This window comes from Pseudomonas frederiksbergensis, assembly GCF_017114915.1.
Lineage (GTDB): Bacteria > Pseudomonadota > Gammaproteobacteria > Pseudomonadales > Pseudomonadaceae > Aquipseudomonas > Aquipseudomonas frederiksbergensis_I.
The window spans coordinates 31,588-44,924 of sequence record NZ_JAAUOE010000025.1 but is presented as its reverse complement, the minus strand read 5'-3'; the positions used below and the strand labels follow the sequence as shown (position 1 = coordinate 44,924).

Here is a 13,337-nt window from a genome sequence, read left to right as displayed (position 1 = left end):
CTTAATCCATTTACGCCCATGTGCGTCGTGGAAAGGGTTACCCCAATACCCCCAACTCCTTCGCCCGAGCCACTGCCTGCGTGCGCCGTTCAACGCCCAATTTACTGTTGATATGACTGGCATGTGTCTTCACCGTATGCAGCGAAATGAACAACTGCTCACTGATCTCCTGATTCGAACACCCCTGAGCGATCAGTCGCAGAACGGCCAGTTCACGCGTACTGAGCTGTTCGGCAACAGGTGATGACTCCACTGCCGGACGGGAGGCCATGGCCGGAAGTTTTTCCGAGAGATTCTGTGAAACGGCCGTCGCCGCACAGAGTTGAAGTTGCCCTCGCAGCCAGTCCGGGTGCTCGGCCAGCAATCGGTCAAACGGTTGCAGAACGCCTCCGGCAGCCGCTTCCAAAGCCTGGGCCAGCGCCTTGCGGGCCTCGGGTTCGCGTCCGCCCGCCAACAACAGAATGATGATTTGATTCAGCGCCATAACGCTGAGCATCTGTCGGCCACTACGTTGACCATGTTCATGCAGCGCATTCAAGCGCCCTTCGGCGAGCATGGGTTGGCCCTTCATCATGTCCAGCACTGCCTGTTGCAGCTCAATGTGCAGCGGCAGTTGCGGATGGAATTCCGGGGGCGCCGCCGGGTGCTCGCCGTTGTAGGTCTGGCCCAGTCGCGCGAGCCAGGCTTCGGCCAGATCGGTGCGGCCCTGGGCCAGCCAGAGTTCGCATTTGACCAGGGTTATCATCGCCAGGTAATAGATCGGCGGGACGTCCCAGATGTGCATCAGGCGCTCGGCTTCGGCGAGTTCGGCGAAGGCTTTCGCGAATTCGCCGTTGTTGCCCTCCAGCCGGGCAATCACGCAGTGGCCGATCAGCACGCTGATGTCACGACAGGCCCGGGCTTCGCTCAAGCCCGCCAGCAAACGTGCCCGCGCGGCCTGGGGCTGCAAGCGCAGCGCCAGCAAAAAACCCTCGTACAAGGTCAGGCGCGCGCGCACCGCATACAACCGTTGCGCAGATAAGCCTTGCAAGCGCCGCAACCCCTGGCGGACTTCGTCCAGTGAACGAAGGATCTCCCCGCGCGCTTGCAGCACGCGGGCGCGGTCGTAATGGGCCAACGCCTCGAACAGCGGATTACCGACCCGTTGCGCCAGCTCAAGGGATTCGCGATTCAATCCCCGCGCACGCCAGAGGTCGCTGTCGGCAATGGCCAGGTTGGACAAGGTCGAGAGACACATCAGGCGTTGCCCATAGCGTTTGGCCGGCAGACTTTCCAGCGCTTCGGTGCAATAGCGCAGCGTCAGCTCTCGATTGCCTCGCCCCCGGGCGATGATGCCGCTCAAGGCCAGCCATTGCGCCAGCATGGACTTTTGTGCGGTGGCTGACGGGGCTGGCAGAAAGCGACTCAGGTGACTGGCCAGTTCCTCGGCGGCGTCCAGTTGACAGGCCAGCCCCAACGCCCAGCTGTAGAGCACGATCAGCCGTGGCGTGCTGATCAGCAGGCTGTCGGGCAAGTCCATTTTCCAGCGCAGCAGCATGCCGACGTTCTGCTCGGCCAGCAGCTGTTCCTCGGAGAGGTTTTGCACCAGATTCGCCGCGACATCCAGATGCCCGGCACGCAACGCCTGCTCCACCGCCTCATCGAGCAGCCCCTGGGCGTTGAACCAGCGGCAGGCACGCAGGTGCAAACTGGCCAGCGGCACCATCGTCTGGACGGTGGGCCGGCTGCGCAGCAGATCGGAAAACAGGTGATGATAGCGATACCAGTGACCGTGTTCGTCCAGCGGCACCAGAAACACCTGATGCGCCAGCAGGAAACGCAGGATCTCGGCGCTGTCATGGGCTTCGCGCACGGCGTCGCACAGCTCGCTGCAAAAACGTTCCTGAGGCGCGGTGTCGTACAGGAACGACTGCACCTCGGCGGGCAGGCTATCGATGACTTCTTCGAGCAAATAATCGCGAATCAGCCCTTCCCCACCGTACAGCGACTGGGGCAATGCGCCCTCGCTGCCCGCCTCGGAGGCTGCCAGCAGCCAGAAGCGCAGCCCGGCCACCCAGCCTTCGCTGCGCTGGATCAAACTCTCCAGTGCCTCGCCACGCAGTGAAATACTGTGTCGATCAAGCAGGCTCACGGCCTCATCGTGAGTCAGTCGAAGGTCCTGCTCATGCAACTCGAGCAGTTGCCGCGACAGTCGCAGGCGTGCCAGATGCCAGTCCGGACGCTGCCGACTGGTGACCATGACCAGCAGGCCATCGGGCAAATGATTGAGGAAGAATTGCAGGCAACGATCAAGCACCGGGCCCTGGGCCAGATGATAGTCATCAAGCACCAGCAGCAGCGGCGTGCTGGGTGAAAGGTGCACCGCCAGCTCATCGAGCAAACCGTCCAGCCATTCTTCGAAGGCGAACGGCTGATGACGTTGGCGCATTTTCAGCAGCCCCAGCGCCTGGGTGCCCAATCTGGGAAAATAGTCTTGAAGGCCTTCGAGCAAACGCTCAAGAAAACGGCCGGGATCGCTGTCCCGCGGACTTAAGCCGAGCCACAGGCTTTGCCAGTGATCCGGCAGCCCCTGACAAAACTCGACCGCCAATGAACTCTTGCCGAACCCTGCCGGCGCGCTGACCAGTAACAGCCTGCCACCGAGGCCGGCGCTCAGGCGCTCGCACAAACGCGGCCGCAGCACATGGCCGGCGGGCAGCGGAGGCCGGAAAAAGCGCCCGTCCAATGCGACGACGGCAACGCTTGCAGGGCCCGGAAGTGGGGACAGATCAGTCATGGCCGGCTCTTGTTTGAAAGGCTGATGGCGGCGTGCAGATGTCCGCAGCCTAGCGGTAAACGAAGAGCTATTGAAGGTTCTTGCTACAAATGGCTACAAAAAGACTACGAACAAAAGTGTCGGTAAACCGGACAGCCACGCCGGACTAGTAGCAGCTGCCGAGCCTGCGAGGCTGCGTTCGGCTGCGCAGCAGTCGTAAAACCATAACTTGCGGTAGATCAGGCAGACCGCGTCAGCCGGATTCACGACTGCTGCGCAGCCGAACGCAGCCTCGCGGGCTCGGCAGCTGCTACAACGGTCTTTATGAACGTCCAAAAAAAACGCCCCGAACCAGTCGGGGCGTTTTTCGAGGATGCGGCCTCGATTTACAACGTATTAGCGAACGCCTTCCTGACGCAAAGCAGCCGGGGTGAAGTCGGCGGTGCTAGCGGTGAAGCCGAAGTTATACGCCGACTTTTCTTCGTTCTTCATGCCCAGCGCCAGGTAGCGGCCCGACTGCAGGTCGTACAGGGTTTCGAGGGCGTACCACGGCACTTGCTTGTCGTAGTAGTTCTCGGAGTGAGCCTCGGCGACACGCCACAGTTGCCCGCGACCGTCGTAGTGGTCGACCACAGCCGCCTGCCAGGTGTCTTCGTCGATGTAGAAGTCACGTTTGGCGTAAATGTGACGCTGACCTTCCTTCAGGGTCGCGACTACATGCCAGACCCGACGCAGTTCATAGCGAGTCAGGTCCTGATTGATGTGACCAGCCTTGATGATGTCGGCGTACTTCAGCTGTGGCGAATCGAGCTTGTGGCTGTTGGAGGCGATGTACATCTCTTTCTTGCCTTCGAGTTTCCAGTCGTAGCGATCCGGTGCACCGTTGTACATGTCCAGGTTGTCAGAGGTACGCAGGCCGTCGGCAGCGGTACCCGGCCCGTCATAGGACACTTGCGGCGCACGACGTACACGGCGTTGCCCGGCATTGTAGACCCACGCCGAACGCGGTTCTTTAACCTGGTCGAGGGTTTCGTGTACCAGCAGCACACCACCGGCCAGACGCGCCGGCGCGGTCACTTTCTGCTTGAAGTAGAACAGGATATTGCCCGGATTTTTCGGGTCGTAATCCTTCATCTTGTCGCGGAACACGAACTGGTCCTCGAAGTACACAAGGCTGAACGAGCCGTTCGGCTGCGGTGTGGCCTGGGTTAACAGACGGGTCACACTGCCGCCGCGATAACGGGTGATATGGTTCCAGATGACTTCAACGCCGCTTTTCGGAATCGGGAACGGGATCGCGGTTTCAAAGTTCTCCAGACCGTTGCCGCCGGACACCAGGTTAGTGTTGGTAGCGTTCTTCTTGATGGAGGCAAACACGTCATCCGGCACGGTGGCACCGCGATGGGACGGGTAGACCGGCATCTTGAAGGTTTCCGGGTAGCGCTTGAACATCGCATACTGACCCGGCGCGAGCTTGTCCTTGTACTGGTCGACGTTCTGCGCGGTGATGGTGAACAGCGGTTTTTCACTCGGGAACGGATCAGCCAGGAAACCCTTGCTGTCCACGGAACCGGCGTTTTTCGGCATGGGTTTCCAGGCCGGGATCGAACCATCGGCGTTACCCGCCATCTCGGCGCCCATCGGGGTCAGGCTCTTGCCCAACTTGTCCGCTTCGGCCGCGGGGACCGCTGCCATGACACTGGTCGCCAGCAGCGAAAGCCCCAGAACGCCAACGTGGAACAGACTCTTTGTTATTTTCATAAATGTGTTCGTCCTGAAAATACAGTGCTTAGAAGTTCACGCCGAAGCTGAGCGCAACGAAGTCGCGGTCATCCACGGTGGTGTACTTGCCGTCGAAGAAGTTGGTGTACGCCAGGCTTGCGGTGTAGGTGTTCTGGTATTCGGCATCGAGCCCCAGGCTCACCGCTTTGCGACCTTCCTCGAAGTTGCCGCCAGGGCCAGGCGAGTAACCGCTCACGTCGTGGGACCAGGCCACGTTCGGCTTGAGGTTCACACCCGCGAAGACGTCGTTGTATTCCCAGATGGCACGAGCGCGATAACCCCACGACATCGCCGTGGTAAAGCCCTCGTCTTCGCAATTGCGGCTGCGGTTGTTGGTAGCGGCACCGGCGCCGGCACCGTTGATGGTGCTGGTGTTGAGGATCGCCGAACAGGTATCGAGGCCACCGGTGGACGGCAGTTCGCCAGGCCCATAGACCGGGTCACGGCCATAACGGATCTCCGAACTGCTTTCCAGGCCGCCGACATGGGTCACGCCCACTTCGCCCACCAGGGTCATACGGCTGGCGCCCATGACCTGATCGAAGAAGTGCGTGAGGGTGGTCTGGAACTGGGTGATTTCCTTGCGGCGATAGCCGTGCAGATCCTGACCCGGTACGCCGGGAAGCAGCGAAGCGTTGGTCAGAGCGCCGCCCAATGGGCGAACGCCGGCGAACAGGATGTCGGTGGAGTTGAGCTGCACCGGCGCATTCGGACGGTAGCTGATTTCGCCGCTCCACGCCGTACCGGTAGGCAGGGTGGTGGAGAAGCTCAGGCCGTAGAGGCGGATGTCTTCCGGGTACTCGACGAAGTACTGGGAGTTACCCGCGACCACCAGTGGCCCCAGCGCGCGGAACGCCGCCGGCAATGCCGCCACGCCGTTGTAGATCGATTGCGGAGCACCGGTGGCGCTGAAGATCGGCGCGCGGCTGTGGTAGTTCATGAAGTACGCGCCGAACTCGGTGTCGAGCGGTTCGAACATGTACTTCAAGGACGCGCCCCACTGGCCGCTGTCCCGCGCATCGCGGTCGGGGCCACGGCGCACCAGCACACCTTCTTCGTTGACATCGACGCCCGCCGCGGCCAATGGGCCCAGGGCGATGGCCGGAATGGTCGAGCGCTTGTTCAGCACCCGCAGGTTGTTGTCGCATCCGTCGGCAATGATGTCGGGCTGGGAGAAAAAGGTGCCGCAGTTATCGACGACGGTCTGGTCCCATTCCAGTTGATAGAAGGCTTCGGCCGACAGGTTGTCGGTGAGGCTCTGGGACACGTAGAACATGTTGACCGGGATCAGACCTTCCTTGACCTCGGCACCTGGACGACGGAACGCGGACACGTCGATCGGGTTGATCGAGTTGATACCACCGCCGATGAAAGTACTTTCACCCCAGCTCACGACCTGCTTGCCCAAGCGCACGGAACCCGGCTGATCGGCAATGGAGTAGTTGTGGTAGACGAAGGCATCGAGGATCTGGCCGCCGGCGGACTTGGCGCCTTCCTTGCGGTTGCTGTCGCTGATGTCCTTGAACTCGCGGCTTTCATCCTTGAGTTCGAAGTCATACCAGTATTTGCCCCGAACGAAGACGCCGGTGTCGCCGTATTTCAATTCAAGGTCATGGATACCCTTGAAGATCTTCGAGAAAGTTTCACCGCTCTTGAAGTTGTTGTGACCGTCATCGGACGTCTGGGACAGGCCATGGCCCCCGTTATTGACGCCGATAAGATTCTTGTTGGGGCTCTGGGTAGACCAACTGGCGCCGATCGACAGGGATGAGTCGAATTGACCTTCGATTTCACCGACGTTGAAACTGACGCCGAATGCAGGCCCGGCGAGCGAAGAGGCAAGACTGACCGCCAGGGGCAGTTTCGCCCGGCGCCAGAACTGGTTTACTGATGTCATCGACGCTACTCCATGTGCATTATTGTTATGGCTGAGTACTTTTAAAAACGCTGTGGGTGACCGGAAGCCAGGCGGTCCGAAGTCACTCCAAAGTTGCATCGCCCCGTTTTGTGCGTGTGCTCCGTTCTTAAAAATCCTTGAGCGGACTATAGCCAGCAGGTAGTAGTGCTTGATCCCTCTAAAGTGTGATTTGCAGCTGCCGGCCACTCTGGAACAGTCCTTTCGCCAGTCCGACACATGTCGGCACGGCAAGGATGGCTGAAAATTCGGATTTCACAAGCCAAGCGCTTGCTTGGTGGCTCTGGCGCGCCCTTTCGGGCACGCCAGATGACGCTTAAAGCGTCGAGAGGAAGGTACTGTTGTTGGCCTGCCATTGAGTGATGTCGACGCGGATACGCTTTTTGTCGAGCTTGCCGACGCTGGTCTTGGGAATTTCAGTAACAATGGCGATCTGGCTCGGGATGGCCCACTTGCTCAGGTGCCCCTGCTCCACGAACGGCTTGAGGTGTTCCTTGAGTTCCTTGGCCCCGATCTGATGCCCTTCGCGGACCACCAGCAGCGCAAAGGGTCGTTCGCCCCACTGTGGATCGGGGATACCCACTACAGCGACTTCGCGTACCGCCGGGTGGCGACTGATCAGGTCTTCCAGGTCCAGGGAGGAGATCCACTCGCCGCCGGTCTTGATCACGTCCTTGATCCGGTCGCGAATGTCGATCACACCCATGCTGTCCAGGGTCGCCACGTCGCCTGTGTGCAGCCAGCCCCCGGCCCAGAGCTCGGCGCCCTTCTGCGGTTCGTTGAAATAACCCTCGGTGAGCCACGGCGCGCGCAGCACCAGTTCGCCCTGAGTCTCGCCATCGGCCGGCAGGAAATTGCCGTCGGTGTCGACGATCGCCGCCTCGACCAACGGCCCCGGCACACCGGCCTTGATCCGGTAGGTGGTGCGTTCGTCTTCGGTGCCGGCCATCAGTTCATCGTTGAGGTGGGCGCAGGATACCAATGGCCCGGTTTCCGACATGCCGTAAGCGGCGGTCAGTTGAATGCCCTTGGCCTTGGCGGCGTCATATAGCGCATGGTTGAGCGCACTGCCGCCGATGACGATTTTCCAGCCACCGAAATCGACGTTTTGCGCCGCCTTGGCATTGAGGACCATTTGCAGGATGGTCGGCACGCAGTGGGAGAAGCTCACCTTCTCCTTGCGCCACAACTCCACCAGATACTCGGGGTCGTAACGGCCCGGATAGACCTGCTTGAGCCCGAGCATGGTCGCCACATACGGCAAGCCCCAGGCGTGCACATGGAACATCGGGGTGATCGGCATGTACACGTCGTTGGTGCCCAGCAGCCGCACGCTGTCGATGGCCCCCATGATGGTCGCCACGCCCATGGTGTGCAGCACCAGTTGCCGGTGGGTGAAATACACACCTTTGGGGTTACCGGTGGTGCCGGTGGTGTAGAACGTGGTGGCCACCGAGTTTTCATCGAAGTCTTCGAAGTCGTACTGCGGGCTCGCGGCGGCCAGCAGTTGCTCGTACTCGCCGATAAGGTTCGGCAGCTCGGCAGTCTTTTCCGGCAAATCGGTCAGCAGCAGGGTTTTCTCCACCGTGGTCAGTTGCCCGGCAATTGCCTTGTACAACCCGACGAACTCGCTGTTGACCAGCACAAAGCGGTCCTCGGCGTGGTTCATGGTGTAGAGAATCTGTTCCGGTGACAGGCGCACGTTAATGGTGTGAATCACCGCGCCGATCATCGGGATGGCAAACATGCATTCCAGGTAGCGATGACTGTCCCAGTCCATCACCGCCACGGTATCCCCGGCCTTCACGCCGGCCTCTGTCAGCACATTGGCCAACCGCGCGACCCGCTCGATCAGGGTCGGATAGCTGTAGCGCAACTGGTCGCGGTAGATGATCTCGCGAGTTTTTTCGTAACGGGCACCGGACATCAGCAGCCGTTTAATCAACAACGGATACTGGTAAGCGCCCTCGGCGGGAGGAATAACGCGAGTCTGCAACATAAGAGTCCCTTTTTGACTGCACAGTCTTGGCTGCTAAAGCTAAGCACTCTAGAGGCCTTGAACGCCAGCCAAATCAGCCAAAGGTATGATTTGCAGAGCCGTACAAATGCTAGCTTTGCGCCAGCACTTGCAGGAATTTGCGATCCATCACATGGACCGTAGGGGTTTTGTGCCTGTTTCGAGAGATCAATGCATCTCGGTGAACGCGAGTTTCACGCCGATGGCGATCAGTACCGCGCCCATGGTCCGGTCGAACCAGTGGCCCATGCGGGCGAAACCGGCACGCACGCGTTGCTGGCTGAACAGCATCGCCACCAGGCAGAACCAGACTGCCGTTGCCGCGGCCAGATAAACCCCGTAACCGGCCTGTACCGCCAAGGGTGTGTGCGGGTTGATCACCACGGTGAACAGCGACAGGAAAAACAGCGTGGCTTTCGGGTTCAGGCCATTGGTCACGAACCCCGAAGTGAAGGCGCCCCGAGCGGTGCGCTCACCCGCTTCCTGGTGCAGGTCGTCAGCCGCAGGTTTGGCCGGTTGTGCGCGCAGGGCCTTGAAGCCGATGTACAGCAGGTACGCGGCAGCGGCCCATTTCAAGGCGTTGAACAATACGATCGACTGGGAAACGATCAGCCCGATCCCCAGCAGCGAATAACCGACGTGCAGGAAAATCGCCGAGCCGACGCCCAGCGCGGTCCAGGTCCCGGCACGACGACCGTGGGTCACGCTCTCACGCACCACCACGGCGAAGTCCGGACCGGGGCTGGCGACGGCCAGCAGGTGAATCAGGGCAACGGTCAAAAACTCGGTCCAGTACATGGGGGCTCCTTTTGGCCAAGCGTAACTGCTTGTTTCATCTGGTAGGCTCGGCAGATTACGCCTTCAGTTCAATGCACAAAAGGTACAGTTGATGACGAACTCTCGCCGCGCCGTTTTCCTTGACCATCCATCCCTGGACCTCGGCGACCTCGACCTCAGCCCGCTGCGCGAGTGCTTCAGCGACTTGGAGCTGTTCGCCCAGACCACACCAGATCAAGTGATCGAGCGCCTCAAAGGTGCCACCGTCGCCATTACCAACAAAATCCTGATCGATGCGGCAGCCATGGCGGCCAGCCCCGAGTTGAAGTTGATTCTGATCACCGCCACCGGCACCAACAACGTCGATCTGGCCGCCGCCCGCGCCCACGGGATCACCGTTTGCAATTGCCAGGGTTACGGCACGCCGTCGGTGGCTCAACACACGATCATGTTGTTGCTGAACCTGGCGACGCGTCTGGGTGACTATCAAAAAGCCGTCGCCGAAGGTCGCTGGCAACAGGCGAAACAGTTCTGCCTGCTGGATTACCCGATCGTCGAACTGGAAGGCAAAACCCTCGGTCTGCTCGGCCACGGCGAACTGGGCAGTGCCGTGGCGCGGCTGGCCGAAGCGTTCGGCATGCGCGTTTTGCTGGGGCAGATCCCGGGGCGCCCTGCCCGGCCGGATCGCTTGCCGCTGGATGAACTGCTGCCGCAAATCGACGCCCTGACCCTGCATTGCCCGCTCAACGAACACACCCGCCACTTCATCGGTGCCCGTGAACTGGCCTCGATGAAGCCCGGTGCTTTCGTGGTCAATACCGCGCGCGGCGGTTTGATTGACGAACAAGCATTGGCCGACGCCCTGCGCAACGGCCACTTAGGCGGCGCGGCTACCGACGTGCTGAGTGTCGAGCCACCGACTGCGGGCAATCCGCTGCTGGCCCAGGACATTCCACGGCTGATCGTCACCCCCCACAACGCCTGGGGCAGTCGCGAGGCGCGGCAGCGAATCGTTGGCCAGTTGACGGAAAACGCTCAGGCCTATTTCAGCGGTAAAGCGCTGCGGGTCGTCAGTTGATAAACTGCGGCACTTTTTTTCAAGGAGCAGAGTATGGATCCGCGCAGTGAAGTACTGCTTCGTCAGGCCGAGTTATTCCAGGGTTCGCTATTGCTGGCCGGCTTGCCCGCCGACGACTTGCTGGGTCGCTTGCCCGACGCCCACGGCTGGTGCTGGCACGCTGGCGATCAAGCAGCGCTGGACGCTCGTTTCGCCGAGCGCAGCCATTTTGGCGTGAATGCGCCCGCGCGCGAGTTCGACAGCGCGGTGGTGTTTTTGCCCAAGTCCAAGGACCTGACCGACTACCTCCTCAACGCCCTCGCCTCTCGTCTGGCCGGTCGTGAGTTGTATCTGGTGGGCGAAAAACGCAGCGGCATCGAAGGCGCGGCCAAGCAGCTGAACCCCTTCGGCAAACCCCGCAAGCTCGACAGCGCGCGGCATTGCCAGCTCTGGCAGGTGACCGTGGCCAATGCGCCAGAAGCCAAATCGCTGGAAAGCCTGGCCCAGACCTATGAATTGCCGTTGGCCGAAGGGCCGTTGAAAGTCATCAGCCTGCCGGGCGTATTCAGCCACGGTCGACTGGATCGCGGCAGCGCCCTGCTGCTGGAGCATCTGGACAAACTGCCCAGCGGCCATTTGCTGGACTTCGGATGCGGCGCGGGCGTCTTGGGGGCGGCGGTCAAGCGACGTTATCCGCACAACCAGGTCACCCTGCTCGATGTCGACGCGTTTGCCGCCGCCAGCAGTCGCCTGACCCTGGCTGCCAATGGTCTGGAAGCGGAGGTGATGACCGGTGACGGCATCGATGCCGCACCGATGGGTTTGAGCGCAATTCTGAGCAACCCGCCGTTCCATGTCGGCGTGCACACCGACTACTTCGCCACAGAGAACCTGTTGCGAAAAGCGGCTAAACATCTGAAAAACGGCGGCGAACTGCGCCTGGTCGCGAACAGCTTCCTGAAGTACCAACCGCTGATCGAAGAGCATCTGGGCGCGTGTGCGATCAAGGCTGAAGGACAGGGTTTCCGAATCTATCGCGCCAAGCGCGGCTGAAAAAGAGGGCTTGCCCAATCGGATTTGCCTAGGCAGAATCCGCTCCGTCCTAGGGGAGTAGTCTCCCACGAGCGCCATGCTCGTCCGGCATACGTCAACATACTTGGTCCTCAGGCCATGGCGTATGCGACCCAAGCGTCCGCATCAGACGGTTCGCAGGGTTTGACAAGACCTATGACACGAACACCTTACCCGGGGCGGGAAGGCTGTACGTGTCATAGCCGTGTCGACCCGCCCCTTAGGAAAACCCTGATGCTGGATTCACTTCTCGTTCCCACCGCAATCGTTGCCTTGGCCGAAATCGGCGACAAGACGCAACTGCTCGCGCTCATTCTTGCGGCACGCTTTCGTAAACCCTGGCCAATCATCGCCGGCATCGTCGCCGCCACCCTGGCCAACCACGCGGCAGCCGGTGCGGTAGGCGCCTGGTTCGGCAGTTTCTTCTCGAATGCGACGCTGCACTGGATCCTCGCCGCGAGCTTCGCCGCCACCGCGCTGTGGACCCTGGTGCCGGACAAGATGGACGAAGACGAAGCCAGCACCGCCCGCAAGTTCGGGCCATTCCTGACCACGCTGATTGCGTTCTTCCTCGCGGAAATGGGCGACAAGACTCAAGTCGCGACCGTAATGCTCGCCGCGCAATACCCGGATCTATGGCTGGTGATCATCGGCACCACCGCCGGGATGTTGATCGCCAACGTGCCGGTGGTTTTGGCGGGTAACTTTGCGGCGGAAAAACTGCCCTTGACCCTGATCCGTCGCCTGGCGGCGTCGGCGTTCTTCATTCTGGCGATTGTCGCGGTGTACAAGGCGATGCAGAGCAGTGGGTGGGTTTGACACGACAACCCGATCGTTCCCACGCTCTGCGTGGGAATGCATCCGGTGACGCTCCGCGTCACGACGTTAAAGCGGACGCGGAGCGCCCATGGCGGCATTCCCACGCAGAGCGTGGGAACGATCACTTACTCAGGATTTCCTGGCTTTCTCGTACAACGGCATAACCTTCGGAATCGCCGCCTGCAAAGCGGCAATCCGACTGGCCGACGCCGGGTGCGTGCTCAAGAACTCTGGCGGCGCGCCATTGGAGGCTTTGCTCATCTTGTTCCACAGGGTAATCGCGGCGTTCGGGTTGTAACCGGCGCGGGCGGCCAGTTCGAGACCGATCAGGTCCGCTTCGTTTTCATTGCCGCGACTGTTGGGCAAGGTCATGCCGTATTTGGCCACGGTGTCCGCCAGGGCCAGGCTGTCCTGGCCCAGACCGAGCAACGCACCGGCGCCCTGCTTGGCCATTTCGATGCCGTAAGCCTTGGACATCGCTTCACGACCGTGCTCGCGCAAGGCGTGGGCGATTTCATGGCCGATGATGGCGGCGATTTCGTCGTCGGTGAGTTGCAGGGTGTCGATCAGCCCGGAGTAGAAAATGATCTTGCCGCCAGGCCCGCAGGAGGCATTCAGTTCGTCACTCTTGATCAGGTTCACTTCCCATTGCCACTGGGCCGCATCCGGACGGAACACGGGTGCCTGGGCAATCAGGCGATTGGAAATCGCCTGGACGCGCTTGGCATCGTTACTGGATTTGTCCAGCACGCCTTTGGTGCTCGCCTCCCCGATCGTCTGTTGATAAGACTGGGCGTACATCTGGTTGACCTCGGCAGTCGACAGCATGCTGAACATGTACTGCTTGCGTTCAACGCCCACGGCCCCACCGCTGGTGGTGTTGACCGACTGACAACCGGCGAGCAGCAGACTTGCGCTCAGTGCACACAAAACCAATGTCTTACTCATCAAGAAGCTCCCTGGAAACATGCCGCGTATCCTAGGTGGGGATTTGTATCGGCGCCAGATACAACGGACGTGTAACACGTACATTTCAGACAAAGCCCCGACCATCGTAGGAAAAAATTCACATAAGACTGCCCGCCGCAGCCGATCGCGGTCGACAACGATTCATTTACGACATCCAGCACTCCAAAACAGCCAA

Annotated in this window: 9 protein-coding genes and 1 riboswitch; of the genes, 3 read left to right on the top strand and 6 right to left on the bottom strand. The window is 60.6% G+C overall.

Going from position 1 to position 13,337, the window contains the following annotated elements; all coding sequences use genetic code 11:
* Positions 1–37: 37 nt before the first annotated feature.
* The 5 genes from HCU66_RS18060 to HCU66_RS18040 all read right to left on the bottom strand — a co-directional run bounded on the left by HCU66_RS18060 (position 38) and on the right by HCU66_RS18040 (position 9,267).
* Positions 38–2,776: a winged helix-turn-helix domain-containing protein gene (locus HCU66_RS18060; RefSeq protein WP_205889766.1), complete on the bottom strand. Its 2,739-nt coding sequence runs from the start codon at positions 2,774–2,776 to the stop codon at positions 38–40.
* Between the two features lie 375 nt (positions 2,777–3,151).
* Positions 3,152–4,516 carry a DUF1329 domain-containing protein gene (locus HCU66_RS18055; RefSeq protein WP_205889765.1) on the bottom strand — a complete coding sequence of 455 codons (1,365 nt, stop codon included), beginning with the start codon at positions 4,514–4,516 and terminating at the stop codon, positions 3,152–3,154.
* A 28-nt stretch (positions 4,517–4,544) separates the two neighbouring features.
* Positions 4,545–6,434 carry a DUF1302 domain-containing protein gene (locus HCU66_RS18050; RefSeq protein WP_205889764.1) on the bottom strand — a complete coding sequence of 630 codons (1,890 nt, stop codon included), beginning with the start codon at positions 6,432–6,434 and terminating at the stop codon, positions 4,545–4,547.
* A 334-nt stretch (positions 6,435–6,768) separates the two neighbouring features.
* Complete coding sequence (locus tag HCU66_RS18045; RefSeq protein ID WP_205889763.1) at positions 6,769–8,451, bottom strand: fatty acid--CoA ligase; 1,683 nt, start codon at positions 8,449–8,451, stop codon at positions 6,769–6,771.
* A gap of 186 nt (positions 8,452–8,637) precedes the next feature.
* Positions 8,638–9,267, bottom strand: coding sequence for a LysE family translocator (locus tag HCU66_RS18040; RefSeq protein WP_205889762.1), 630 nt, complete (start codon positions 9,265–9,267; stop codon positions 8,638–8,640).
* A 91-nt stretch (positions 9,268–9,358) separates the two neighbouring features.
* Between HCU66_RS18040 and HCU66_RS18035 the strand changes: the two genes are divergently transcribed.
* The 3 genes from HCU66_RS18035 (at position 9,359) to HCU66_RS18025 (ending at position 12,193) form a co-directional block, all read left to right on the top strand.
* Entirely contained in the window at positions 9,359–10,324 is a 966-nt protein-coding gene (locus HCU66_RS18035) for a 2-hydroxyacid dehydrogenase (protein ID WP_205889761.1), read from the top strand.
* A gap of 33 nt (positions 10,325–10,357) precedes the next feature.
* Positions 10,358–11,356, top strand: a complete 999-nt coding sequence (locus HCU66_RS18030) for a class I SAM-dependent methyltransferase (RefSeq protein WP_205889760.1) — start codon at positions 10,358–10,360, stop codon at positions 11,354–11,356.
* 39 nt (positions 11,357–11,395) lie between these two features.
* Positions 11,396–11,520: riboswitch (yybP-ykoY riboswitch) on the top strand.
* An 88-nt stretch (positions 11,521–11,608) separates the two neighbouring features.
* On the top strand, positions 11,609–12,193 hold the full coding sequence (locus HCU66_RS18025; protein WP_205889759.1) for a TMEM165/GDT1 family protein: 585 nt from the start codon (positions 11,609–11,611) through the stop codon (positions 12,191–12,193).
* A gap of 129 nt (positions 12,194–12,322) precedes the next feature.
* On the opposite strand, the gene HCU66_RS18020 is transcribed toward HCU66_RS18025, so the two are convergent.
* Complete coding sequence (locus HCU66_RS18020) at positions 12,323–13,141, bottom strand: M48 family metallopeptidase (RefSeq protein WP_205889758.1); 819 nt, start codon at positions 13,139–13,141, stop codon at positions 12,323–12,325.
* Positions 13,142–13,337: the final 196 nt, after the last annotated feature.